The 23,292-nt window shown below is 61.5% G+C and carries 24 protein-coding genes; 11 read left to right on the top strand and 13 right to left on the bottom strand.

The features are described 5' to 3' along the window. Positions 1-89: 89 nt before the first annotated feature. The 7 genes from ACA075_RS19915 to ACA075_RS19885 all read left to right on the top strand — a co-directional run bounded on the left by ACA075_RS19915 (position 90) and on the right by ACA075_RS19885 (position 6,581). A complete protein-coding gene (locus ACA075_RS19915; RefSeq protein WP_497294818.1) occupies positions 90-614 on the top strand; it encodes a Csu type fimbrial protein in 525 nt (174 codons plus the stop codon). A gap of 19 nt (positions 615-633) precedes the next feature. Continuing rightward, positions 634-1,167 (top strand): Csu type fimbrial protein, encoded by a 534-nt coding sequence (locus ACA075_RS19910; RefSeq protein ID WP_497294816.1) that lies wholly within the window; start codon positions 634-636, stop codon positions 1,165-1,167. 20 nt (positions 1,168-1,187) lie between these two features. Continuing rightward, complete coding sequence (locus tag ACA075_RS19905) at positions 1,188-1,724, top strand: Csu type fimbrial protein (protein WP_497294815.1); 537 nt, start codon at positions 1,188-1,190, stop codon at positions 1,722-1,724. A gap of 4 nt (positions 1,725-1,728) precedes the next feature. Next, positions 1,729-2,232, top strand: coding sequence for a Csu type fimbrial protein (locus tag ACA075_RS19900; RefSeq protein WP_219097096.1), 504 nt, complete (start codon positions 1,729-1,731; stop codon positions 2,230-2,232). A gap of 28 nt (positions 2,233-2,260) precedes the next feature. Further along, the gene (locus tag ACA075_RS19895; RefSeq protein ID WP_497294814.1) at positions 2,261-3,049 is read left to right on the top strand and encodes a fimbrial biogenesis chaperone; all 789 of its coding nucleotides are present in this window, start codon (positions 2,261-2,263) and stop codon (positions 3,047-3,049) included. Positions 3,050-3,264: 215 nt separating this feature from the next. Next, a complete protein-coding gene (locus ACA075_RS19890; protein ID WP_497294812.1) occupies positions 3,265-5,622 on the top strand; it encodes a fimbria/pilus outer membrane usher protein in 2,358 nt (785 codons plus the stop codon). Beyond that, positions 5,619-6,581, top strand: a complete 963-nt coding sequence (locus ACA075_RS19885; protein WP_497294810.1) for a Csu type fimbrial protein — start codon at positions 5,619-5,621, stop codon at positions 6,579-6,581. The genes ACA075_RS19890 and ACA075_RS19885 overlap by 4 nt, the downstream gene beginning before the upstream one ends. Before the next feature lie 187 nt (positions 6,582-6,768). On the opposite strand, the gene ACA075_RS19880 is transcribed toward ACA075_RS19885, so the two are convergent. From ACA075_RS19880 to ACA075_RS19850, 7 genes are all read right to left on the bottom strand, one after another. Next, a complete protein-coding gene (locus ACA075_RS19880; RefSeq protein ID WP_497294808.1) occupies positions 6,769-7,815 on the bottom strand; it encodes an ABC transporter substrate-binding protein in 1,047 nt (348 codons plus the stop codon). An 18-nt stretch (positions 7,816-7,833) separates the two neighbouring features. Beyond that, positions 7,834-8,949, bottom strand: a complete 1,116-nt coding sequence (locus tag ACA075_RS19875) for an NAD(P)/FAD-dependent oxidoreductase (RefSeq protein WP_497294806.1) — start codon at positions 8,947-8,949, stop codon at positions 7,834-7,836. Further along, positions 8,946-10,301: an FAD/NAD(P)-dependent oxidoreductase gene (locus ACA075_RS19870; RefSeq protein WP_497294805.1), complete on the bottom strand. Its 1,356-nt coding sequence runs from the start codon at positions 10,299-10,301 to the stop codon at positions 8,946-8,948. Before ACA075_RS19870 ends, ACA075_RS19875 begins: the two co-directional genes overlap by 4 nt. A 133-nt stretch (positions 10,302-10,434) precedes the next feature. Next, the gene (locus ACA075_RS19865; protein WP_094468113.1) at positions 10,435-10,725 is read right to left on the bottom strand and encodes a (2Fe-2S)-binding protein; all 291 of its coding nucleotides are present in this window, start codon (positions 10,723-10,725) and stop codon (positions 10,435-10,437) included. Positions 10,726-10,732: 7 nt separating this feature from the next. Then, on the bottom strand, positions 10,733-11,527 hold the full coding sequence (locus ACA075_RS19860; protein WP_077749753.1) for an ABC transporter permease: 795 nt from the start codon (positions 11,525-11,527) through the stop codon (positions 10,733-10,735). 6 nt (positions 11,528-11,533) lie between these two features. Then, complete coding sequence (locus ACA075_RS19855; RefSeq protein ID WP_010458758.1) at positions 11,534-12,403, bottom strand: ABC transporter permease; 870 nt, start codon at positions 12,401-12,403, stop codon at positions 11,534-11,536. Further along, positions 12,400-13,419: an ABC transporter ATP-binding protein gene (locus ACA075_RS19850; protein WP_497294803.1), complete on the bottom strand. Its 1,020-nt coding sequence runs from the start codon at positions 13,417-13,419 to the stop codon at positions 12,400-12,402. The genes ACA075_RS19855 and ACA075_RS19850 overlap by 4 nt, the downstream gene beginning before the upstream one ends. A gap of 243 nt (positions 13,420-13,662) precedes the next feature. On the opposite strand from ACA075_RS19850, the gene ACA075_RS19845 reads away from it, so the two are divergent. Beyond that, positions 13,663-14,499 carry an IclR family transcriptional regulator gene (locus ACA075_RS19845; protein WP_497294802.1) on the top strand — a complete coding sequence of 279 codons (837 nt, stop codon included), beginning with the start codon at positions 13,663-13,665 and terminating at the stop codon, positions 14,497-14,499. Positions 14,500-14,634: 135 nt separating this feature from the next. On the opposite strand, the gene ACA075_RS19840 is transcribed toward ACA075_RS19845, so the two are convergent. Together ACA075_RS19840 and ACA075_RS19835 are read right to left on the bottom strand one after the other, a co-directional pair. Beyond that, positions 14,635-15,387, bottom strand: coding sequence for an anti-sigma factor family protein (locus ACA075_RS19840; protein ID WP_497294801.1), 753 nt, complete (start codon positions 15,385-15,387; stop codon positions 14,635-14,637). Next, the gene (locus ACA075_RS19835; protein WP_219097086.1) at positions 15,384-15,890 is read right to left on the bottom strand and encodes an RNA polymerase sigma factor; all 507 of its coding nucleotides are present in this window, start codon (positions 15,888-15,890) and stop codon (positions 15,384-15,386) included. Before ACA075_RS19835 ends, ACA075_RS19840 begins: the two co-directional genes overlap by 4 nt. 158 nt (positions 15,891-16,048) lie before the next feature. On the opposite strand from ACA075_RS19835, the gene ACA075_RS19830 reads away from it, so the two are divergent. Continuing rightward, entirely contained in the window at positions 16,049-17,140 is a 1,092-nt protein-coding gene (locus tag ACA075_RS19830; RefSeq protein ID WP_497294800.1) for a catalase family peroxidase, read from the top strand. Then, on the top strand, positions 17,137-17,682 hold the full coding sequence (locus ACA075_RS19825) for a cytochrome b (RefSeq protein WP_497294799.1): 546 nt from the start codon (positions 17,137-17,139) through the stop codon (positions 17,680-17,682). Before ACA075_RS19830 ends, ACA075_RS19825 begins: the two co-directional genes overlap by 4 nt. A 42-nt stretch (positions 17,683-17,724) precedes the next feature. Here ACA075_RS19825 and ACA075_RS19820 read toward each other — a convergent pair whose 3' ends face one another. Then, complete coding sequence (locus tag ACA075_RS19820; protein WP_497294798.1) at positions 17,725-18,876, bottom strand: M14 family metallopeptidase; 1,152 nt, start codon at positions 18,874-18,876, stop codon at positions 17,725-17,727. A 482-nt stretch (positions 18,877-19,358) separates the two neighbouring features. After that, positions 19,359-19,697 (bottom strand): DUF6124 family protein, encoded by a 339-nt coding sequence (locus tag ACA075_RS19815; protein ID WP_094468103.1) that lies wholly within the window; start codon positions 19,695-19,697, stop codon positions 19,359-19,361. Between the two features lie 129 nt (positions 19,698-19,826). Between ACA075_RS19815 and ACA075_RS19810 the strand changes: the two genes are divergently transcribed. Beyond that, a complete protein-coding gene (locus ACA075_RS19810; RefSeq protein ID WP_497294797.1) occupies positions 19,827-20,474 on the top strand; it encodes a LexA family protein in 648 nt (215 codons plus the stop codon). A 39-nt stretch (positions 20,475-20,513) separates the two neighbouring features. On the opposite strand, the gene ACA075_RS19805 is transcribed toward ACA075_RS19810, so the two are convergent. Further along, on the bottom strand, positions 20,514-22,469 hold the full coding sequence (locus ACA075_RS19805; protein ID WP_497294795.1) for an acetyl/propionyl/methylcrotonyl-CoA carboxylase subunit alpha: 1,956 nt from the start codon (positions 22,467-22,469) through the stop codon (positions 20,514-20,516). Then, on the bottom strand, positions 22,469-23,284 hold the full coding sequence (locus tag ACA075_RS19800) for a gamma-carboxygeranoyl-CoA hydratase (protein WP_219097081.1): 816 nt from the start codon (positions 23,282-23,284) through the stop codon (positions 22,469-22,471). Before ACA075_RS19800 ends, ACA075_RS19805 begins: the two co-directional genes overlap by 1 nt. Positions 23,285-23,292: the final 8 nt, after the last annotated feature.

Below are 23,292 nucleotides of genomic sequence, written 5' to 3'. Positions count from 1 at the left end.
AGGGTGTTCATTGGCGATGAGCGGCTGGCGAAATTCCGTTGCATTGCTACCCTGATGTCTAGTAGCCACCCCACACAAGGAATGGGGCCGTGAAAGGAATTCTGGTGTTGGCTGTTACGGGTGTGGCGCTCAGTGCGCAAGTGTTCGCTGCAGACTTTCAGGTCGACGTGCGCATCGACGTGCAGCGTGGTTGCCGAGTGGTCGGGCAGCAACACAGCGCCGGGATCGAGCAACTGGGCGTGCTCGACTTCGGCAGCACGGCGCGGCTGGATGATCCCGCCGGACCACTGGGCGCGGCGCTGATGAATGAGCGACTGCCAAGGCTCGAATGCAACCCCGACACCCCTTATCAATTACGCGTCGACGGCGGCCTGCACGGTGGCGTCGGTGACGTGCGTTACATGGCGGGTTCCGCCGGCAGCAAACCCATTCCTTATCGGCTCTATCAGGACCCTGCGCGTTTGATCCCGCTGGCGGTGAATGTCCCGGTGAGTGGCCGTGTACCGGATTCCGGCTCCGTGGATTTGCCCTTGTTTGCCCGTATCGAACCGCTGGCGGAGATTCCCCGTGTCAGCCGCTATTCAGACGTGGTGAAAGTGACGGTGATTTGGTAGCGAGGAGTGGGTTGGCGCCATGACAAACAGGCACTGGACGGTGATCGCCGCGAGCTTGCTGGTTCTGCTGGTCGAAGACGCGCAAGCGGCGGTCGGCGGGCAGATTCATGCGCGCCTGACCATTACCTCCGGTTGTGAAGTCACCAATGGTGCCGACCCGGGCAGTGCGGCCAGCGATTTCGGCACGCTTGATTTCGGCCAGCAAGGTCCGACCTGGAATCGCCCGATCAACGCCAGCCTGGGCAACGACGGCACCGGCAGGCTGAACGTCGTCTGCAATCCTTCGGTGACCGGGTTCACCGTCACCATCGATGGCGGCGCCCATGGCGATGGTACGACCCGACGCCTGAGCAACGGCAGCCAGACCATCCCTTATCAGTTGTTCATCGATGCTTCCGGAAACCAGCGCTACAGCATCGGCCAGCAACACAATTTCGCTGTCACCAGCGGGGCCCGGATACCGATCCCGGTATTTGGCTCGGTGGTGGCGAATACCCGTGCGCTACCGACCGGCGTCTATACCGACACCCTGACGGTGACGCTCGATTGGTAACCCCGTAGAGGACGGACACCATGCACATGTTTGTATCAAGGATAGGTTTGTCGCTGCTCGGCCTGACACTGGCGTCCAGTGCCCATGCCGCCACCACGGTCACTGGCCAGATCACGTCCAGCCTGATCCTGACCAACAGCTGTCAGGTCAACGGTGCCGGCGGTACCAGCGGCCTGAACTTCGGTGCACTGAATTTCGGCACTGACAACAGTCTGTTCACCACCGCCAATGCGCAAGTGCTGGGCGGCGGTGGCGGGGCGTTGTCGATCCTGTGTTCCAGCGGCACCACGCCGGCGGTGAAGGTCCGGGCGGGCGCCCATGACGGTCTGTCTGCCGGCGGTACCCGGGCCCTGGCGGACGGCAGTGGCAACTTCGTGCCGTATGACCTGTACACCGACTCCGGGCATTCGCAGATTCTGGCCATCGACGGGGTGATCAATCTCGCGACCAGCACCGGTGTGGCGCAGACCGTGAACCTCTACGGTAAAGCCGTCGGCAAGGCCGGGCTGCCGGCCGGGACGTACACCGACACCGTTGCCGTCGAACTGACGTTCTAGAGCGATGACCCAAAAACACGGCTATGTAGCGCTGATCCTGCTGTGTGCGGGAAGCGTGCCGTTGCCGCTGGCGGCGGTGACCAGCCAGAGCTTTCAGGTCAGCGCTACGGTCACGGCCGGTTGCCTGGTGGTGGGTGGCGTATCGAATTACGGCAGCCTGAACTTCGGCAGCCAGTCAGCCCTGGCCACCGACACGGTGCAGGTGGCCTTGAGCGCTGGTGTGCAGTTGCAATGCACACCGGGGGTGACGATGAACATGAGTGTCGATGGCGGCCAGTACAACAGCAGCGGGCGGCATATGCAGCTCACGACCGGCAGTAACCGCGTGGCGTACCAGCTGTTTCGCGATGCGGCATTCAGCCAGAGTCTGGGGATCGGCCAGAGTGTCGCCGTGGCTTACACCGATGCCAACAACATCAGCCTGCCGATTTATGGACGGTTGCAATTACCGGGCAATCAGCCTGGTGGGACGTACAGCGATGTGCTGCAAGTGCAGCTGTCGTGGTAACGCGTCTTTATGAATAAGGAGCAGGCCTATGAGTTCACCTTCGCAGCGGCATTCGGTCATGCGTTGTGCGGTGTTGGCGATGGTGTTGCTGGGGGTGGTCAAGGTGCAGGCCGCCAGTTCGGTGCTGATCTGGCCGATCGACCCGGTGCTGGAAGCCGATCAACAGGCCAGTGCCTTGTGGCTGGAAAATCGGGGCAATGAGACGGCCAACCTGCAAATCCGGGTGTTCGCCTGGAGCCAGAGCGGCTTCAACGATCAGTATCAGAATCAGCGCGATGTGATCGGCAGTCCGCCCGTGGCGAAGATTGAACCCGGTCAGAAACAACTCGTGCGCCTGACCCGCACCCGGGAGATTCCACCGGGACAGGAACTGGCTTACCGCATCATCATCGATGAAATTCCCTCGGCTAAAACCCCCGCTTCCGAAGACGGCAAGACCGCTGCGGCGATTCGTTTTCAGATGCGGTATTCGGTGCCGTTGTTCGCCTATGGCGCCGGGCTGTGGAGCAAGGAAGACACCAGCCGCCAACGTGATCCCAAAGGCGTCGGCTTGCCCGATCTGAGCTGGCGCACGGTGGCGGTGGACGGTCGGCCCTATGTCGAAGTGCGCAATCAGGGCGCGGTGCATGCGCGGTTGACCGACGTGGCGCTCAAGCAAGGCAGCCAGACCCAACCGCTGGTGGACGGCCTGCTGGGTTACGTGCTGCCCGGCGCAATCATGCGCTGGCCGGCACCGGGACCGATGGCCGCCAATCCGGCGTTGCAGGTGCGGATCAATGGCGCACCGCAGGTTCAGAGCATCACGCCCGCACGTTGAGGATGGTCATCATGGGCTGTTGTGGCGAGGGGGCTTGTCGGACCGCCGCATCGCCCCGTTGGGCTGCGTAGCAGCCCCAAAACAGCCAATAGTTTTTCCCTGACTGATCACGGTGGCAGTTCCAGGAGCGCTTCGCACTCCAACGGGGGCAAGCCCCCTCGCCACAGGTGTTGGGGCAATGGAGGGATCTGTCCATAGACGGACCTAATGCGCGAATGAGCCAACGCCTGGCTCGCAGTTTCCAGCGGCCGTTGTGGGCAGTGAGCTGCGCGTACTGGCTGGTGCTCGCCCCGCAAGCCGAGGCGGGTGATCTACCGCCCCCGCCCAGTGGCATGGAGGCTGTGGCCGATGCACAGTTGTTCCTGGAATTGGTGGTCAATCAGATGAATACCGGACGAGTCGTAGCGGTGGAACAGCGGGGCGGACGGTTGTTTCTACCGGCCAGCGCATTGCGCGACAGCGGCATCAGGTTGCCTGAAAACACCGGCACCGAAGTCGACCTCGACAGCCTCAAGGGCCTGCGCAGCGAGTACGACAGTGGCGCTCAACGGCTGCTGCTCGAAGTGCCGCCGGACTGGCTGCCGGAGCAGTTCGTCGGCAACCGCCAGGCCTATCCGCGAACCCCGGCCCTGAGCAGTTTCGGTGCCTTGCTCAACTATGACCTGTACCTCAACGACACCGATGACGCCGGCAACTACCTCGCGGCGTGGAACGAAGTGCGGCTGTTCGACAGTTGGGGCACGCTGTCCAACACCGGGCAATACCGCCGCACATTGTCGGGGACGGCGGTGAGTACGCTGAACAATGGTTACCTGCGTTACGACACCACCTGGCGTTACTCCGATGACGAGCGATTGCTGACCTATGAGGCCGGCGACCTGGTCAGCGGTGCCTTGCCCTGGAGCAATTCGGTGCGCCTGGGCGGCGTGCAGGTGTCCCGCGACTTCGGCGTGCGCCCGGACCTGGTGACCTATCCGTTGCCGCAATTTGCCGGCGAAGCGGCGGTGCCGTCCTCGGTGGACCTGTTCATCAACGGCTACAAATCCAGCAGCGCCGAACTGCAACCCGGGCCCTACACATTGACCAACATCCCGTTCATCAACGGCGCCGGTGAAGCGGTCGTGGTGACGACGGATGCACTGGGTCGACAGGTCTCGACCACGGTGCCGTTCTACGTCACCAGCAGCTTGCTGCAAAAAGGCTTGAGTGATTATTCCGTGGCGGCGGGCACTTTGCGTCGGGACTACGGGATACGGGATTTCAGCTACGGTCCCGGTGTCACGTCCGGCAGCCTGCGTTATGGCTTGAGCGATAACCTCACCCTGGAAAGCCACGCCGAAGCTTCGGATTCCCTGAGCCTTGGCGGCGTGGGCGGCAACCTGCGACTGGGCAATTTCGGGGTGCTCAATACCGCGCTCAGCCAAAGCCGTTTCGAAGGCGAAAGCGGCCGGCAATTGAGCCTCGGCTATCAGTACAGCAGCCAGCGCTACAGCTTTTCCTGGCAACGTCTGCAACGTCGCGACCACTACGCCGACCTGACCGTGGTCGACAGCCCTTACACAACCCTGAGCACACGCAGCGAGCAAGCGACCCTGAGCCTCAACCTCGACACCTGGGGCAGCCTCGGTGTCGGCTATTTCGACGTGCGTGCGGCGGATGATTCGCGCACCCGGCTGCTCAATCTGACCTGGAGCAAACCCTTGTGGCGCAACAGCAGTTTCTACTTGTCGGCGAACCGCGAAATCGGTGACAGCAACTGGGCGGTGCAGGCGCAACTGGTGATCCCGTTCGATCTGCGTGGCAGCCTGGCCATCAGCAGCGAACGCAGCAAGACCGGGCAACACCAGCAGCGGGTCAACTACAGTCGCGCGGTTCCCACCGAAGGCGGGGTGGGCTTCAACCTCGGTTACGCCCAGGGTGACGGCCCGGATTATCGTCAAGCCGACCTGACCTGGCGCCTGCAATCGGTGCAGTTGCAGGCGGGTGTCTACGGCAACAGTGACGCCGAAACCCGATGGGCCGATGCCAGTGGTTCGCTGGTCTGGATGGACCGTCAGGTATTCGCAGCCAACCGTATCGACGACGCTTTTGTGGTGGTCAGCACCGAGGGTTACGCGGACATTCCCGTGCGCTACGAAAACCAGCAGGTGGGCCAGACGGATCGCAACGGTCACTTGCTGGTGCCGTGGAGCAGCGCCTATTACCGTGGCAAATACGAAATCGATCCGCTGAATTTGCCGGCCAACGTGCGCAGCCCCAATGTCGAGCAGCGGATCGCGGTACGCCGGGGCAGCGGTTATCTGCTGGAGTTTCCACTCACCAAGGTGATCGCTGCGAGCCTCGTGCTGGTGGATGCGCAGCAACAGGAATTGCCCTTGGGCAGCAACGTTGTGCACGCGCAGAGCGGCGCACAAACTGTGGTCGGTTGGGACGGCCTGGTGTACCTGGAAAACCTTCAGAAGCAAAACAGCTTGCAGGTGACACTGGCGGATGGAAAGACCTGCCAGGTGCAGTTCGCCGTGGACTTGAATCAGGATCAGATCCCATTGATCGGTCCGTTGGTGTGCCAATGAAATGGCTGATGTTGCTGGCGCTCTGGCTGCCGGGTTGCGCGTGGGCGCTGTGCTCCGTGGTCAGCACCACAGCGGCGGGGTTCGGATCTCAGAGTTCGATTGCGGTGCGCACCACCGCTCAATCCAGTTCCACCGTCAATGCTGGGTTGAGTTGCTCCGGCTCACTGCTTTCGTTGTTGACCAATAATGACCATTTCTACGCGACCGTCACGTCGACGCAATCCGGCTTGCTGGGGCCCACCGGGGACGTTATTGGCTACACGTTGTACGCCGACAACAGCACCAGCTATCCGATCACCCGGGCCGTGGCATTCGATTTCGCCCGCAATGGCATCATCGATGCGCTGGGTCTGCTGGGCAGTGTGGTGCCGAAAACCGTGCCTGTTTATTTACGAACAACCCTCGGCAGCAACGTGGCGGCGGGCGTCTACAGCGAGACCCTGAGTATTTTCTGGAACTGGAATTATTGCGCCGGCATCGGTGCTGGCAGCATCTGTCTGGGGCGCGACATTGGCAGTGGCACCGCGACGTTAACCGTCAACATGACCGTGGCCAGCGACTGCACCATCACCGCACCGAACATCAGTTTCGGCAGTGCGCCGGTGGTCAGCGCCTTCACCGCTGTCACCGGCCAGACCATCAACCTGGCTTGCACCAAGGGCAGCGCCTATACCGTGGGGCTGGACGACGGCCAGCATGCGGCGGGTGTCGGCGGGCGCCGACGGATGATCTCCGGCGCCAATTACCTGGCCTACGACATTTTTAAAAGTGCCGGCACCACCCGCTGGGGCAGTGTCGGCAGCGCGCGCCGGGCCAGTTCCGACGCGGAAGTAAACCCTGGCAATGGCTTGGGCACAGGCAGTCAGGTGTTCAACTACAACGCAAAAATCTACACCGACCAGACCACACCGCCGGCCGGGACTTATCTGGACAACGTGATCCTCGATGTCGGGTTCTAAGGGGCATGCCCATCTATTGTGGCGAGGGAGCTTGCTCCCGCTGGGCTGCGAAGCAGTCCCAAAACCATTCACCACGGTTTATCTGAAACACCGAGGTGAATGGTTTTGGGACTGCTTCGCAGTCGAGCGGGAGCAAGCTCCCTCGCCACAGTTTTTGCGGTGCTTGTTCGATATAAGGGGGCAGTGACTACCGCTCGATACTCCGATTCCACCGCGCATTCCACGCCGGGCGCTGTTCGTTGACCTGATCCCAGTCAATGGCAATTGCGGTGGTCAGGTACTGCTTCATCGCCTCGACCTGACCGCGCGTCTTGTCGGTGGTCGGCGTATTCGGGTTGGACGGGATCTGGTCGCCATCCTCAAGTGCGGCGGCCTGAGCTTCAGGCGTCAGCAAAAACGCAGCGAGTTTCTGCGCCAGTTCCGGTTGAGTGTTGTTGGCAATGGCGCACTCGGCAACGTTGAGCACCACGGAGCCTTCCTTGGGCTGTGCATATTCCACCGGCATGCCTTTGAGTTTCAGCGCGGTGACTTGGGTCGGTGTCAGCGGGAACAGCGCGGCTTCGTCGGTCTGGAGCATTTCGGAAATCTTCGCCGAACTCGGAATGTATTCCAGCACGTTGCGTCCGACGGTGTTCGGCCAGGCCTTGAAGCCCGGCTCGACGTCGGTTTCACTGCCGCCCTGAATCCGGTTGAACATCAAGAATCCATGCAGGCCGAACGTTGACGAGGCCATCGACTGGAACACCAGTTTGTCCTTGAAGCGCGGGTCGGCCATGTCCATCCACGAGGTCGGCGCAGCCCAGCCTTTCTCCTTGAACAGCCGCGTGTTGTACGCCAGCCCGGTCACGCCAAGGCTGACCGCCACCGCTTGATCCTTGATGCGGCCCTTGGCCGGAATCTGCGCCAGCGGTGCGCTGACTTCGAGCTTGTCGCACAACCCCATGGCGATGGCGCGGTACATGATGCCGTCATCGAGGAACATCACGTGCATCTGCGGGTTGCCTTTGCTGGCCTGGACCTTGGCCAGGATATCGGCGGAAGTCCCCGGCACGATCACCACTTTGACGTTGTTGGCTTTCTCGAAAACCGGCAGCACCTTGTCGGCGTAGAGCCGCTCCATGGTCCCGCCGTTCATGCCCAGATAAAGCGTCGGTTCAGCTTGGGCCTGGGCGGTGGCGAGCAGGGCTCCCAGGCAGGAAAAACCAAGCAGTGTAGTGCGTTTGACGTTATTCATTGGCGCGACCTTCCTCTATCAAGCAACGGAGATGGAGTGAAACCGGGTGATGGAAAACGCATCCAGCGGCGTCTTTGAGGCGCCGCTGCAGATGATCTCGGTGAGCGCCTGGCCCACCGCCGGGCCGATCTGGAAACCCGCACCGGCAAAGCCGAAGGCGTGCAACAGACCGGGTTGAGTGCTGCTATGACCGATCACCGGTTGGCGGTCGGGCAGATAACCTTCGGTGCCGCTCCAGGTACGAATCGCCTGGGCGCCTTCAAGAAACGGGTAGAGCTCGACGGCCTGGCGCAGGATCTCGATCACGGCGTGTTGGCCGGGGCGGGCGCGAGCGCCATCGAGGGCAAAACCCTGGCCGCCGCCGAGCACGCAATTGCCGCGTGCAACCTGACGCGCATAGATGCCGCCCCCCTCGACGCCGGTGCTGGCATTCATCACCAATGGCAACGGCTCGGTGACCAGCATCGCCGGGTGGCCGGCGTGCATCGGCACCGCTTCGCCAAACTGTGCGGCCAGGGTTCCGGCCCAGGCCCCGGCGCAGTTCAGCAGCCAGGGCGCGTGCAATTCGAGGCCTGTTTGCGTGCTGACGCGAAAGCGCTGACCGTCGTGTTCCACCCCCGTTACGGCACATTGTTCGTGGACCTGGGCGCCGTGCCGCCGGGCCGTTTGAGCGAAGGCGGGGGACACCAGGCGCGGGTTGGCGTGGCCGTCGTCGGGGCAAAACGATGCACCGGCCGCGACGTCGCCGACCCATGGAAAACGCGCGCGCAACTCACTGCGGTCGAGCAGCTGCAAATCGAGTCCGAAGCCCTGGCTGCTGACGGCGTAGTGCTGCAAGGCGTGCAGATCGTTGAGGCTGCGGGCCAGTTTCAAATGACCGCTGCGTTGATATTCGCCGTCGATGCCGATCAGTTGCGGCAACTGTGCCCAGAGTTCGTGGGCCCGTTGCGACAGCGGTAATTGCGACAGCGGACGCCCCTGGCGCCGCACGCCGCCGTAGTTCACGCCGCTGGAGTGCGAGCCGCAAAAGTCGCGCTCCAGCAGTGCAACACGACGGCCGGCCTTGCTCAGGAACAGCGCGGCCGAGGCCCCGACAATGCCGCCGCCAATGATCACTGCATCGACTTCGATCATGGCTCGACCTCCAGGCCAAACGGCAGTGGCTTGATCGGCGCCTGCGCCCGCAAGCGACCGATTTCCGAGACCGGGCGCCGGCTTTCGCAGGCGATGATTTCCGCTGCGGCGGCGCCGCACATCCGGCCCTGGCAGCGACCCATGCCAATGCGGCAATGCGCCTTGACCCGATTGATTTCCCAGTGACCTTCGCGCACCACCTGGCGGATGTCGCCGGCCAGCACTTCTTCGCAGCGGCAGACGACCACCTCATCGGCGGTTTCGCTGGCCCAGTGCTCGGGAAAGGCGAAGGCTCGTTCCAGTCCGTTGCGGAATTCGCCGATGCGTTGCAGGGATCGTTCAAGGTGGTCGGGACGTTGTGGCGGAATCAGGTAGCCGATGTCTTCGAGCAACGCCAACGCCGCGCGTTCACCCGCCATTTCAGCGGCGTCGGCGCCCATGATGCCGGCACCGTCACCGGCCAGATAAACCTCGGCGACACTGCTGCGACCGGTGTGGTCACGTTGCGGTAGCCAGGTGCGGTTGAGTGGGTTCCAGGCGAATTCACAGCCGAGCAAATCGGCGAGTTGGGTTTCACTGCGCAGGCCATGGGCGAAGGCAACGGCGTCGCAATCGAGCAGATGTTCGCCTTTGGCGTTGGACCACTCCACTGATTGCACGCGCTGTTCTCCGTTGACGCGTTTCAGGGTTGCGCCCTGATGCACCGGGATGCCGTGGGCGGTCAGCCAGCTGCGGTAATAAATGCCTTTGGCGAGTGTGGCCGGTTGCGACAGCAGGCCGGGCAGGGCGCGGGCCTGAGCGCTGAAGGGCGAACTGTCGAGCACCGCGACGACCTTCGCGCCGGCCTTGGCGTATTGGAACGCCACCAAGTACAGCAACGGGCCGCTGCCGGCGAACACCACGCGCTCACCGATGGCGCAGCCCTGGAATTTGAGCGCGATCTGCGCCGCGCCGAGGCTGTAGACACCCGGCAGCGTCCAGCCTGACACCGGCAGAATCCGGTCGGTGGCACCTGTGGCGACGATCACGCGGGAGAATTCCAGTCGCGCGGCACGGCCCTCATGCAAGGTGTCCAGCGCATCGTCTTCGGCGTTCCACACCAGGGTCTCGGGCCGGTAGTCGAGCTGCCCGCGCAGCGCGTCGATCGTTTGATGCAACCCACTGGCCTTGCGCGCTTCGAAGCCATAGAGCTTGACCGCCGAGCGCTTGAAATTCTCCGGCTGGCGCCGATAAATCTGCCCGCCACCGCGCGCCGCTTCGTCCAGCAGCACCGGACGAACACCATGCGCCACCAACGTCTGCGCCGCACGAATCCCGGCCGGCCCTGCGCCGATAATGACCACAGCCTTCATACCCATCCCCCTGTGGGAGCGGGCCTGCTCGCGAGGACGGCGGCCCATTCAGCAGAGAGGTTGACTGACAGACCGCTATCGCGAGCAGGCTCGCTCCCACAGGGAATACGGTTTTTGCAGGTGGAATGTGTGTTCATAGGGTGCGTCCCGGTTCGCGGCTTATTTGTTGGCCAGCTTCGAGCAGCGTCGAGCAGGCCCGCACGCGGCGGCCGTCGCCCAGGCGGACCCAACAGTCCTGACAGGCGCCCATCAGGCAGAAGCCGGCGCGGGGTTCGGCGCTGAAGTCGCTGCCACGCAGGTGTTCGCTGCAAGTCAGCACGGCGGTCAGCAAGGTATCGCCGAGCAGGCCGCTGGCCGGTTCGCCGTCCAGGGTAAATTCCACAGCCGGGCGATCGCCTTCGGCCAGTCGTTTCAGCACAGCCATGGCGCCCTCATTGTTTACCCACCAGAACCCGATCCAGGCCATACACCCGATCGAGCAGAATCATGGTCAGCGCAGTCAGCCCGATCACCAGTGCCGACACCGCCGCCATCATCGGGTCGATGGATTCGGTGGCGTAGACGTACATGCGCACCGGCAGGGTTTGCGTGGCCGGCGAGGTGACGAAGATCGACAGCGTGACCTCGTCAAAACTGTTGATGAACGCCAGCAGCCAACCCCCGGCGACCCCCGGCAGAATCATCGGCAAGGTGATTTCCCGAAACAGCGTGAAGCGCCCGGCACCCAACGACTGCGCAGCGTGTTCGGCGCTGCGGTCCAGGCCAATGGCCGACGCCAATACCAGGCGCAACACATACGGCGTGATCACCAGCACGTGGGCGAAGATCAGCCAGGCGAAGCTGCCGTTGACGCCCATCAACGCAAACAACCGCAGTAATGCCACGCCCAGTACCAAGTGCGGAATGATGATCGGCGACAGAAACAGGCCATTGAGAAAGTCCCGTCCGGGGAACTCGAAGCGCGTAATCGCCAGCGCCGCCGGCACCGCAATCAGCGTGGCAATACTGGCCGCGCAGAACGCCAGGATCAGGCTGTTGTAGAACGCATCGACAAAGTCGGCACGCTCGAACACCGCACGGAACCAGCGCAATGAAAACTCGGTGGTCGGCAGGCTCAGGGTGTTTTCCGGGGTGAAAGCCACGAGGCACACCACCACCAGCGGCGCGAGCATGAACAGCACCACCAGGGCATGGAACAGCAGGGCGAAAGGACCGTTCTTGGACATGACGAGTTATCCCAATGACTTCTTGTAGCGGCCTTCGATCATCCGGTTCCACGACAGCATGATCAGCAGGTTGAGCAACAGCAGCGCGACCGCGATGGCTGCGCCCATCGGCCAGTTGAGCTCCGACAGGTACTGGTCGTAGATCAACGTCGCGACCATCTTCAAGCGACGTCCGCCGAGTAGGCCGGGAATGGCGAACGAACTGGCGGCCAGACCAAACACAATCAAGGTGCCCGAGAGCACGCCGGGCATGATCTGCGGCAACACCACTTGGCGCATCACGGTGAAGTGGCTGGCGCCCAGCGACAGCGCAGCCTGTTCGGCGGCGGGGTCGAGTTTCTGCAGCGAGGTCCAGACCGGGATGATCATGAACGGCAGCATCACGTGGACCAGCGCAATCACCACCGCGAACGGTGTGTACAGCAACTTCATCGGCGAGCCACCGAAGGCTTGCAGGGTCTGGTTGACCAGCCCGTCAGCACCCAGCAGCAGGCTCCAGCCGAAGGCACGCACCACCACTGAAATCAGCAGCGGCGTGAGGATCAGAATCAGGAAGATCGAGCGCCAGGGTGCGCCCATGCGGCTGAGGATGTAGGCCTCGGGCACGCCGATCACCACGCAGAGCAGGGTGGTCAGGGCGCTGATCCACATCGTGCGCAGGAAGATTTCGTAGAAGTACGGATCGCCCAGCAAGCTGCTGTAATGGTCGAGGGTGAAGGCATCGCCGTTGATCCCCGAGCTGTAGTCGAAGACGTTGAACGACAGCACCAGGGTCAACAGCAGCGGGATGATCAGCAGCCCGAGGTACAACGCCAGGGCCGGCGCTGACAGCCAGTAACCCTGACGTCCCTGGCGAATGGCGGCAAGCGTACTCATGCTGGCACCTCATCCACGGTCAGTATCCGCAGCAACGTCGCGTCCCAATCGAGGCCGACCGCCGTGCCTTCTGTCAGTGGTGCCGAGCCGTCGTTGCGGCGCACCACACTGAGTTCGCCCAAGGTCGTTGAGACGCCGTACAACCATTGGCTGCCGAGGAAGAAACGGCTGACTATCTGACCTTGCAGCCGACCTTGGCCTTGCTCCCGCAGATCAATTTTTTCCGGGCGCAGACTCAGGGTCAGTTCACCGCTCCTTTGCACCTGGACCACGCCCGCGCCATCACGCTCGCCGGGCAGCAAATTGGCTTTGCCGACGAACCCGGAAATGAACTCGGTGCGCGGGTGTTCATAAAGGGTGTAAGGCGCGTCGATCTGGGTGATGCGCCCGGCTTGCATCACCACTACGCGGTCGCTGATGGACAGCGCTTCGGACTGATCGTGGGTGACCATCAGCGTGGTAATCCCGACTTCACGCTGGATGCGGCGGATCTCGAATTGCATCTCTTCGCGCAGGTTGGCGTCGAGGTTGGACAGCGGCTCATCGAGCAGCAGCACGGGCGGCTCGATCACCAGGGCTCGGGCCAGCGCGACGCGCTGACGCTGGCCGCCGGAGAGTTCTCGTGGGTACCGTTCGGCGTGCTGATTGAGGCGCACCAGCTTCAACACCCGATCCACCCGTTGCTGCAACTCGGCACCGGGCACTTTGCGCATCCGCAGGCCGAAGGCGACGTTGTCTTTGACGGTCATGTGCGGGAACAGCGCGTAACTCTGGAACACCACGCCCAAGCCTCGGCTGGCGGGTTTGGCGTGGGTGATGTCGCGACCGTCGAGCAGGATGCGTCCGCTGCTGACTTCAACGAAGCCGGCGATCATTTGCAGGGTGGTGGTTTTGCCGCAGCCGGAGGGGCCGAGCAGGGACACGAATTCGCCTTTTTCGACCGAGAGGTCGGTGGCGACGACGGCGTCGATCTCGCCGTAACGTTTGCCGAGTCCTTCAAGTTGCACAAAAGCCATGACTGCGCTCCACCTGAGATTGTTATGCGTCGCCCGAAGGCGCGCTTTTTTGTATGGGCAGATACGAAAGGTGTTGCTGGGTGCGTTGGCGCTCGACTTCAGTCGGCTGCCGCTGTTGTTCGAATCGCCCCTGTCTGGACGCAGAGTAGGACGAAGAATAGGATGGGCTCAATGGCCAATTTCACTGAAGCGATGACTATTTTGAATTTCATTCGGTGAGTAAATTTATTATCGAGAAACTACATGCCTGATTCCACTGAGCGGAATGAAAACAAAAATGAAGTCGGTGTCGGGGCTGTGTCCAGACTGTTTGCCGTGTTGCGAAGCCTGGGCGACACCGTCGAGGGTGGGGAGCGTGTGACCCAACTGGCGCAGCGTATCGGCCTGTCGCAACCGACCACGCACCGTTTGTTGCGCAGCCTGATGGACGAAGGCATGGTCGAGCAGGACGCTCGCAGCAAACGCTATCGTCTGAGCCTGGATTTTTTTGCGTTGGCGGCTCGGGCCGGCAACACCGGAAATCTACGCGAACTGGTGCGACCGTCGTTGCTGCGACTCTCGGCTTCGTTGGGGGATTCGTTGTTTTTACTGGCGCGCAGCGGGTTTGATGCGATCTGCCTGGACCGCAGTGAAGGGCCGTTTCCAATCCGCACCTTTACTGGCGATATCGGTGGGCGGGTGGCGCTTGGCGTCGGCCAGGGCAGTCTGGCGATTCTGGCGTTTTTGCCGGAGGAGGAGCGCGATACGGTGATCCATTACAACTTGCCGCGGCTCAAGGATTTCCACCTGTACGACGAAGTGTTCCTGCGTTCGGAAGTCGAGAATGTGCGCATGTTGGGTTACGCCGGGCGCAACACCGGTGTGCTGCAAGGCATGGCCGGTGTCGCGGTGCCGATTCTGGATCGGGAAGGACGAGCGGTGGCGGCATTGAGCGTGGCCACGGTGAGTGATCGCCTGGGACCAGATCGTTTGCCGACGGTGGTGGAGATGCTCAAGCGCGAGGCGGCGCTGATCGGGCCGCGGATCAATCCGTTTGATCCGCTGCTGCGAAGGCCTTCGCAAGTATTCGGGCAGGGCTGACCACAACCCACACTCCACCGCATGTCCCTGTGGGAGCGGGCTTGCCCGCGATAGCGTTGGATCAGTCACCATCATTGTTGAATGTGCAACCGCTATCGCGGGCAAGCCCGCTCCCACAGGGGATGGTTAGTGTGATCAGAACTGGGTGGTCTGCTTGAGCATCTGCGCCGCTGGCGTTTCGCTCGGGCTGACCATCGCATAGTTGTAGCCGGCGCCGGACCAATACTCGGCCTGCAACTCGCCATCGCTGCGACTGCCCCGAGGCAGCAGGTTGTTTTTCGGTCCTGGTGGTCGCACGTAGAAGCTGATCTTGTGCCCGCCCTGGTCTTCGTAAACCACCATCGCCGCCGGCCCTTGCTCGGTGCTGAGCAAGCGGCCGCTGACCGGTTTGTATCCCGAGTCCGACAAGTCCGGCAGGCGATTGGCGTGAGAGAAATAACGGTCGAGCCAACCCTGCATGTCGCCGTCGTCGCTGACCTTGTAGTCCGCCGGCAGGATGCCTTGCTGGGCGATCAAACGGTAAGCCTGCATCGCATCAGTCATTGGTGGTGGCGCGCCGACCAGCGTCATTTCCCTCGCCTGCCAGCCGCTCAATCCGCCGACGCTGACCGCAATCAAGAGCACCGCCGCGCTGGCTAGATGGCGGCGGGACTGGCGTTTGACCCGCTGGCGAATCAGCGCCGGGTCGAGGTCGGGGTTGGCCGTATAGTGCAACGCGCCGCTCATGGCCGCGCGCAGTTGCTGGGCGTCTTGCTGCCAGGCGCGCGCTTGCGCGGCGGCTTGAGGGTTGCTGGCCAGGTAAGTCTCGACCAGGCGTCGGTCGGCGTCATTGAGTTGATGATCGACGTAGGCGTGCAGGTCGCGTTCGCTCGGGGGCATGCTGATCATTTGAGTATCCGCAGAGAAGGGCTGGTGATTTCGCCGTCGCTGAGTTGGCGCAGGGCCTGACGGGCGCGGGACAGGCGGGACATCACGGTGCCGGTCGGGACGTCGAGAATCTCGGCGACCTCTTTATAACTCAAACCTTCCACCGACACCCAGAGCAGCAGCGCGCGCTGTTCGGTGGTGAGCTGATCGAAGGCTTGCAGGGTGGATTGAGCAATCACGGTGCGCTCTACCGAGGGCTGGGCATCGTCACGGCCGGTAAAGAATTCGAGCATCCGCGCATAACGCCGGGAACGTCGATGAGCGTCGAGAAACTGCCGGTAAAGGATCGAAAACAGCCAGGCGCGCAAGTCGCCCTCGGGGCGTTTGTCGCCCCAACTCGACAGGGCGCGCTCCAGGCTCGATTGCACCAGATCGTCCGCGCTGCTGGGATTGCGCGTCAACGACACGGCAAACCGTCGCAACCTGGGAATGATTTCTCTGAGTTGTTCGTCGATATCGTTCATGAAGTTCTGACTAGTCACTACGCTGTGGACTAGGGAGACGCCCGGCACTTGAGGTTATTCCACGCCCGGAAAAATAAATACCGGGTGATGGAATAAAGCGTCGTGGGGTACGTCTGCTTGGTTCCTCTCACTTGTGGCCGATGGCCCTGGAGTCATTCATGGTAGATCGCTCATCACCGCCCACCCGGCCACCGCTGAGTGCCGCAAGCCTGACGTTGCGCCTCGGCGGTATTGCCGTGGTCGTCGCGGCGCTGGCCGGTGCCTTTGCCTACGTCAACGGAACACTCGACCCACAACGCCTGACGCCGAAAGCATTGATCAATGTGCTGGAAAAAAACAACGGGGTGCACCCGGGGTTTCGCCGTAACCATGCCAAGGGCGTGTGCGTGATCGGGCATTTTGAAAGCAGTGGCGAGGCGCGCACTTATTCCAGTGCCCAGGTCTTCAATGAGCCACAGACTCCGGTGGTCGGGCGTTTTGCCTTGCCTGCGGGCAGTCCTTATGCGCCTGACATTAGCGTGCCGATCCGCAGCATGGCGTTGCGTTTTACTCAGGCTAACGGCCAGCAATGGCGCACCGGGATGAACAGCATGCCGGTGTTCCCGGTGGGTACGCCTGAAGCGTTCTATCAATTGCAGCAAGCGCAATCGCCGGATCCGGCCACCGGCAAGCCCAATCCGGCGGCGGTACCGGCGTTCTTTGGTGCTCACCCGGAAGCCGCGCCATTCCTGGCCTGGATCAAGACGGCCAAGCCTTCGGCCAGCTATGCGACGGAGACGTACAACAGCGTCAACGCGTTTTACCTGGTGAACGCGGCCGGTCAGCGCCAAGCGGCGCGTTGGAGCATGACGCCGATTGCCCAGGATGCGGCAGGTGCCACGGCGCCTGAAGGGGCTGACTTCCTTGAAAAAGACCTGGTTCAGCGTTTGTCTGCCGGGCCGCTGCGTTGGCAGTTGAACATCACCCTGGCGAACACCGGTGATCCGGTCAACGACGCCAGCAAGGCCTGGCCTGACGGGCGCAAAGTGGTGAATGCCGGCACCTTGGTGCTTGAACGCACGCAACCGCAACTCGATGGCGAGTGCCGTGACATCAACTACGACCCGCTCGTGTTGCCGGCCGGTATCGAAGGCTCCGACGACCCATTGCTCGCCGCTCGCTCGGCGGGGTACGCCAGTTCCTATCTGCGTCGCACCAGTGAAGTCAAACAGTTGCCTGCCGCCAACGCTAAACAGGAGGCTCATCAATGAGTGCTCAACCGAACCATTTCGCGCCATTGGCGCGGCTGCTGCATTGGCTGATGGCGTTGATGATCATCGCGATGTTGTTTATCGGCGCGGGCATGGTGGCCTCGGTGTCCGAGCGGCACGAATGGCTGATCCATCTGCACAAACCGTTGGGGATTGCGATTCTGCTACTGGTGATCGTGCGCCTGGTCGTTCGCTTTTCCACTCGGCAACCACCGTTGCCGGCGGATTTGCCCGGTTGGCAGGCACTGGCGGTGAAGGCTTCGCATGTCTTGTTGTACGTCTTGATGTTCATTTTGCCGCTGCTGGGCTGGGCGATGATTTCAGCGGCCGGGGATCCGGTGATGCTCAGCAATTCGTTTCAGTTGCCATCGATCCTGCCCGCGAATGCGCAGATGTTTGCATTTTTGCGCAAGGCTCACGGGTATCTGGCGTACTTGCTGTTTCTGACCGTGTTGCTGCATCTGGCGGCAGCGTTGTTTCACGGTTGGGTGCGGCGCGATGAGGTGCTGGACAGCATGTTGCGCGGGAAGGATCGCGGCTGAAGGCGTCATGGCTGCATGCCGGGCATGCAGCCATCGAGGTGATCAGCGCAGGGTATCGATCATATCGGCAACGGTCGTCAGCACGTCCTTGCCCAACTGCTTGGAGCGCTTGCCTGACCAACCGGTCAAGGCATTCGGCGCGTCGTTGTTGTCCTTGAAGGGCATCTCCAGGGTCAGCGACAGGCAGTCGAATTTCTGACCGACACTGTTGCAGGCCAGCGTCATGTTGGCTTTGCCCGGTTCGTCGCGGGTGTAGCCATGCTTGGTCTGGAAGTCCTTGGTCAGATGTTTCAGATGATCGCGGAAGTGAGTCTCGAGTTTTTCGATCCGCGGCGTATAGCCTGGATTGCCTTCGCAACCGGCGGTGAACACGTAGGGGATTTCTTCATCGCCATGGATGTCGAGGAACAAGTCGACACCGTGCTTTTCCATTTGCTGCTGAACGAACAGCACTTCCGGGCTGATGTCCTGGCTGGCGCTCTGCCAGGCGCGATTCAGGTCCTGACCCATGGCGTTGGTGCGCAGGTGACCGTGGAAGGCGCCGTCCGGGTTCATGTTTGGCACCAAATACAGGTCGGCGCTGGCCAGCAGTTTGTTCAGTACCGGGTCGTCGTGCTTTTCCAGGCGTTCGATCACGCCTTCCATGAACCACTCAGCCATGTGTTCGCCGGGGTGTTGCTGGGCAATCATCCAGACTTTGCGCTGACCTTCGGCGCCGCTGCCTTTACGCAGTAACTGGATGTCACGACCTTCCACGCTTTTGCCGGTGGCGAGCAGTTCGGTGCCAGCCTTGGTCAGCGCCTGTTCGATCAACCAGTCGTGACGGCCACGGCTGTAGGGTTCGAAGTAGGCAAACCAAGCGTGGGTGGCCGTGGCTTCGAGGCTGAAGCGCAGGCAGTCGCCTTCGAAGATGGTCGGTACGCGGAACCAGTTGACGTGGTCGTAGGACGCCACCGCCTGATAACCGTCCCAGGCCTTGTTGTACGAGGATTTGCTGGCATTGTTCAGACGAAACCAGTGCTCCTGGCCGACGTGCAGACCGCTGGCCTTGAAATGGAACCACTGGAAATGTTGGCTGCGGGTGTCGGGTTTGATGGCCAGCAGGGCTTGAAGTGGATTGCTGATGTCCAGCACTTCAATGTTGCCGCTGTCGAAATTTGCGCTGATGTCGAAAGAGGATTTAGCCACGGTCATAGTCGATTCCTGAATATGATTTTTATGGCTGCTACTTTACACGCTGGGAAGGGAAAAACCGGGGGAAATTGTGGGGCAAAAGGGGGGGCGTCTTCCTTGACGCAGACGCAGCTTAGAGACTGTGTGATTGATTCTCAAGTGCTATTTTTCATTAGTTTGGGCCAATGCTGCCGGGCTTCTCTTGCCAATGGATATTCTTTTGATATCATCCGCGCCAATCGAATTCGCAACACTAAAGACTTCATTAGCCTGAAGCCAAAGCCAGAATAACTGGCAAAAAAAGACCCGGCAAAAAGCCGGGTCAAAAACCGTGATTAGCCTGATGAGGAGATAGTCCAGGAGACCGACCTAAGGTCTCTTGGTCCATCGACTGATCTCGCGACCAGCTGCATGCAATAATAATCATTCTCGTTTGCAAGTCAAATGATTTTATCTGCTCGATTGGAAAATTCTTTCCCGTCTTCCTCGAAAGTGCGTACGACTCAAACGCGCTGCCCCTGTAAAGAGCGATCAATCATCGCCTTGGCCATGTCGATCATATGCACCGTCGAAAAGGCCAGGTCCCGACTTGCGCCGTGCAGGTTGCTGGCCGACTCGAAAGCGGTTGCTGCAGCACAGCGCAACAGATCCGACGCATGCACCAGCGCTTCTTCACCGCTGACCGCAGGGTTCACATCAAAAAATCGCTCCTCGACCACCGCTTCTGACACAGTTGGTTTCAAGTAATAGTCCAAGGCTTTTTGCGCGGCGGCGTTGCCTTTGGGCGAGGTGAGGGTGGTGTCCATTTGCATATCCGACAGGTCATTGCGGGGTAACGTCATGGCGATGGCAAGCTCCGTGATAGATTCAGATCCGTGAACCAATCCTAGTACGAACTGTATTTGTGACGAGAATTTAAATACTACAATTTGTGTTTTGTTGCCCGGAGTCCGCCACGTATCGTGCCGCCTATGGATAAATGGATTGAGTTGGTCAAAGCCAAGATGAGTGAGCTGAAAGTCACTCAGGAAGTACTCGCCGATCGCCTCGGGATGTCCCAGGGTGGCGTAGGTCACTGGCTGAATAAACGCCGTCAGCCGAGCATCGAAGACATGAATCGTGTCTTGCGGGCGCTCGGGATGGATTTTCTGGAAGTGGCGATGGTGATTCGGGAGCCCTTACTGCTGCAGGACGACGAGATGTCCCTGACGCAAAAGTACAACCCGTACTTCCGTTACCCGGTCAGTGACTGGCGCGAGCCTGCGCAAGTGCGTGAAGGCGAGCTAACGGTCTACGGCAAGCCGCGTTTCGAACTGACCGATTACCACGCTCAGGGCGAGGCGTTCTGGCTCGAGGTGGTCGGCGACGCGATGACCGCGCCCAGCGGAATCAGTATTGCCGAAGGCATGATGATCCTGGTGGACCCGGCCATTGTGCCGGAACCCGGAAAGCTGGTGATCGCGCAATGGGCGGACAGCGTTGAAGCGATTTTTCGCAAGCTGATCGAAGAGGGCGGGCAGCGTTACCTGGTCCCGCTCAATCCGACATATCCGAAAGCCCTTTTCACCGAAGAGTGTCGAATCCTCGGCGTGGTGGTTCAGGCAACGGCCAAATTCTAATCAGATCGGTCCTCGCAACGCGTAGGACCGATCTTCATTTCACGCCTCTTCCAGTTCGACCAACGCACTGCCTTCGCTGACCATCTCGCCTTCCTGGCAGTACAACGCCTTGATCACCCCGGCATGGGGCGCGCGAATGCTGTGTTCCATCTTCATCGCTTCCAGCACCACCAGTTGCGCGCCAGCTTCAACCGTTTGCCCTGCCTCGACCAATACGCGCACGATGCTGCCGTTCATGGGGGCAGTGAGCCCACCCTGATGGCTGTGACTGGCTTCGACGGCGCTGATCGGGTCGTAGGCCTCTAGGCGGCGCAATTCCCCTTCCCACTGCAGATACACAACCTCGCCTCGGCGAATGACCCGGTGCTGGCGGCGCACGCCGTTGTGCTCGGTCAGTAACTGTTCGCCCTTGAGCTGTGCGGTATGGGCGTCAATGTTACCCAACGTCAGCGCCCGGTCCTGTCCTTCGCAACTGAGGTGAAGGGTGATTTCCCTCGGCAATCCCGCACGGAAACCATTGCCCACAGCCCAAGGCGAGCTCAGGTCATCAGCGCGCGGAGAACCCGGCTGGCCCTGTGCAAACGCCTGAGCGGCGGCTTGCCAGAACTCATCACTGAGGTCCGAAGGCGCTGGCAGTAATTGCTCCTGATATCGCGGAATAAACCCGGTATCCAGTTCTGCCGCCGCAAACGCCGGATGGCCGATGATCCGACGCAGGAAGTTGATGTTGGTCTTGAGTCCGCCGATCGCAAACTCATCCAGCATGCTCAACAAGCGCAGCCGCGCTTGTTCACGGTCCTCGCCCCAGGCAATCAACTTGCCGAGCATCGGGTCGTAGAACGGCGAAATCTCATCGCCTTCTTCCACACCGCTGTCGACCCGACGTCCCGGACCTTCGGCCGATTCGCGATACAACGCCAGGCGCCCGGTGGCCGGCAGGAAGTCATGGCTCGGGTCCTCGGCATACAGCCGCACTTCAATCGCATGGCCGATCAGCGGGACTTCGGCCTGGGTCATCGGCAGCGCTTCACCGCGCGCCACGCGAATCTGCCAGGCCACCAGGTCGAGGCCAGTGGTCGCTTCGGTGACCGGGTGTTCGACCTGCAGACGCGTGTTCATCTCCATGAAGAAAAATTCGCCGCGCGAATCCAGCAAAAACTCCACGGTGCCGGCGCCGACATAGCCGATGGCCTGTGCCGAACGCACGGCGGCTTCGCCCATGGCACGGCGCAGTTCCGGACTCAAACCGGGAGCGGGCGCCTCTTCGACGACTTTCTGATGGCGACGCTGTATCGAGCAGTCACGTTCGTTGAGGTACAGGCAGTTGCCGTGCTGATCGGCGAATACCTGAATTTCCACATGACGCGGTTTGAGCAGGTATTTCTCCACCAGCATCCGCGAATCGCCAAACGAGGATTTCGCTTCACGTTGCGCCGAGGCGAGGGCTTCGGCCAACTGGCTGACGTCCTCAACCACTTTCATGCCTTTGCCACCGCCGCCTGCTGTCGCCTTGAGCAACACCGGATAACCGATGCGTTCGCAGGCGTCGCGGAAGGTGTCGAAATCCTGGGCTTCGCCGTGATAACCGGGCACCAGGGGCACGCCGGCGGTTTCCATCAAGGCTTTGGCGGCGGACTTGCTGCCCATCGCGTCAATGGCCGAGGCGGGCGGGCCGAGGAAGATCAGGCCGGCGTCTTCAATGGCGCGGGCGAACCCGGCGTTCTCGGACAAAAAGCCATAACCGGGGTGAATCGCCTGGGCGCCGCTGGCCTTGGCCGCTGCGATCAATTTATCGATTTGCAGATAGCTGTCAGCGGCTTTGCTGCCGCCGAGGTCGACGCGGATATCCGCTTCGCGGCTGTGCCGGGCGTCACGGTCAGTGGCGCTGTGCACGGCCACGGTGGTCAGGCCCAACGCCTTGGCGGTGCGCATCACCCGGCAGGCGATTTCGCCGCGGTTGGCCACCAGCAGAGAGGTAATCACAGGTGCGCTCATCAACGCGGCTCCTTGGGGGTGGTCGGTGCTTGCCAGCTCGGCGGACGTTTTTGCAGAAAGGCCCGCAGACCTTCCTGGCCTTCGGGGCTGACGCGGATGCGTGCGATGGCATTCTCGGTGTAACGGCGAAGCGCCGGGGTCAGCGCACCGTTGCCGACTTCACGCAGCAAGTCCTTGCTGACGCGCATGGCGGCCGGGCTGTTGAGCAGCAGGTTGTCGATCCACTTCTCCACGTTCTGTTCCAGCTCAGCGACCGGATAGCTCTCCGACAACAGGCCGATTTCCCGCGCCCGTTGCCCGCCGAAACGTTCAGCCGTCAGGGCATAACGGCGTGCCGCGCGCTCGCCGATGGCTTGCACTACAAACGGGCTGATCACCGCCGGCGCCAGGCCGATGCGCACTTCCGACAGGCAGAACTGCGCGTCATCGGCGCCAATCGCCATGTCGCAGCAACTGATCAGGCCCAGCGCGCCACCATAGGCCGCGCCCTGCACCACGGCCAGGGTCGGGATTTTCAGCTTGGCGAGGTTGTACATCAATTCCGCCAGTTCACGGGCGTCGTCGAGGTTGGTGTGGTAATCGAGCTCGGCCGATTGCTGCATCCATGCCAGGTCTGCTCCGGCGCTGAAATGCTTGCCGCGACCGCGCACTAGCAGAAACCGCAGGCTGGCATCGGTCGACACCTTGTCCAGGGCGAGGATCAATTCGCGGATCATCTCGGCGTTGAACGCGTTGTTCTTTTCTTCACGGCTGAGCCACAGGGTCGCAAAACCTCGTGGGTCGGTCAGCAGTTCGAGGGTGTTGAAGTCGCTCATGGTTTTCT

This window comes from Pseudomonas sp. LBUM1663, from assembly GCF_059695905.1.
The sequence above is the reverse complement of the archived record's forward strand: the minus strand, read 5'-3'. Positions and strand labels throughout refer to the sequence as shown.

Coding starts and splice junctions, on each gene's coding strand:
- ACA075_RS19865 (WP_094468113.1), bottom strand. CDS start 10,725: ATGGCTGTGCTGAAACGACTGGCCGAAGGCGATCGCCCGGCTGTGGAA.
- ACA075_RS19815 (WP_094468103.1), bottom strand. CDS start 19,697: ATGACGTTACCCCGCAATGACCTGTCGGATATGCAAATGGACACCACC.
- ACA075_RS19910 (WP_497294816.1), top strand. CDS start 634: ATGACAAACAGGCACTGGACGGTGATCGCCGCGAGCTTGCTGGTTCTG.
- ACA075_RS19880 (WP_497294808.1), bottom strand. CDS start 7,815: ATGAATAACGTCAAACGCACTACACTGCTTGGTTTTTCCTGCCTGGGA.
- ACA075_RS19820 (WP_497294798.1), bottom strand. CDS start 18,876: ATGACCGTGGCTAAATCCTCTTTCGACATCAGCGCAAATTTCGACAGC.
- ACA075_RS19805 (WP_497294795.1), bottom strand. CDS start 22,469: ATGAGCGCACCTGTGATTACCTCTCTGCTGGTGGCCAACCGCGGCGAA.
- ACA075_RS19830 (WP_497294800.1), top strand. CDS start 16,049: ATGGTAGATCGCTCATCACCGCCCACCCGGCCACCGCTGAGTGCCGCA.
- ACA075_RS19855 (WP_010458758.1), bottom strand. CDS start 12,403: ATGAGTACGCTTGCCGCCATTCGCCAGGGACGTCAGGGTTACTGGCTG.
- ACA075_RS19890 (WP_497294812.1), top strand. CDS start 3,265: ATGAGCCAACGCCTGGCTCGCAGTTTCCAGCGGCCGTTGTGGGCAGTG.
- ACA075_RS19810 (WP_497294797.1), top strand. CDS start 19,827: ATGGATAAATGGATTGAGTTGGTCAAAGCCAAGATGAGTGAGCTGAAA.
- ACA075_RS19875 (WP_497294806.1), bottom strand. CDS start 8,949: ATGATCGAAGTCGATGCAGTGATCATTGGCGGCGGCATTGTCGGGGCC.
- ACA075_RS19835 (WP_219097086.1), bottom strand. CDS start 15,890: ATGAACGATATCGACGAACAACTCAGAGAAATCATTCCCAGGTTGCGA.
- ACA075_RS19900 (WP_219097096.1), top strand. CDS start 1,729: ATGACCCAAAAACACGGCTATGTAGCGCTGATCCTGCTGTGTGCGGGA.
- ACA075_RS19845 (WP_497294802.1), top strand. CDS start 13,663: ATGCCTGATTCCACTGAGCGGAATGAAAACAAAAATGAAGTCGGTGTC.
- ACA075_RS19825 (WP_497294799.1), top strand. CDS start 17,137: ATGAGTGCTCAACCGAACCATTTCGCGCCATTGGCGCGGCTGCTGCAT.
- ACA075_RS19885 (WP_497294810.1), top strand. CDS start 5,619: ATGAAATGGCTGATGTTGCTGGCGCTCTGGCTGCCGGGTTGCGCGTGG.
- ACA075_RS19800 (WP_219097081.1), bottom strand. CDS start 23,284: ATGAGCGACTTCAACACCCTCGAACTGCTGACCGACCCACGAGGTTTT.
- ACA075_RS19840 (WP_497294801.1), bottom strand. CDS start 15,387: ATGATCAGCATGCCCCCGAGCGAACGCGACCTGCACGCCTACGTCGAT.
- ACA075_RS19850 (WP_497294803.1), bottom strand. CDS start 13,419: ATGGCTTTTGTGCAACTTGAAGGACTCGGCAAACGTTACGGCGAGATC.
- ACA075_RS19870 (WP_497294805.1), bottom strand. CDS start 10,301: ATGAAGGCTGTGGTCATTATCGGCGCAGGGCCGGCCGGGATTCGTGCG.
- ACA075_RS19895 (WP_497294814.1), top strand. CDS start 2,261: ATGAGTTCACCTTCGCAGCGGCATTCGGTCATGCGTTGTGCGGTGTTG.
- ACA075_RS19905 (WP_497294815.1), top strand. CDS start 1,188: ATGCACATGTTTGTATCAAGGATAGGTTTGTCGCTGCTCGGCCTGACA.
- ACA075_RS19860 (WP_077749753.1), bottom strand. CDS start 11,527: ATGTCCAAGAACGGTCCTTTCGCCCTGCTGTTCCATGCCCTGGTGGTG.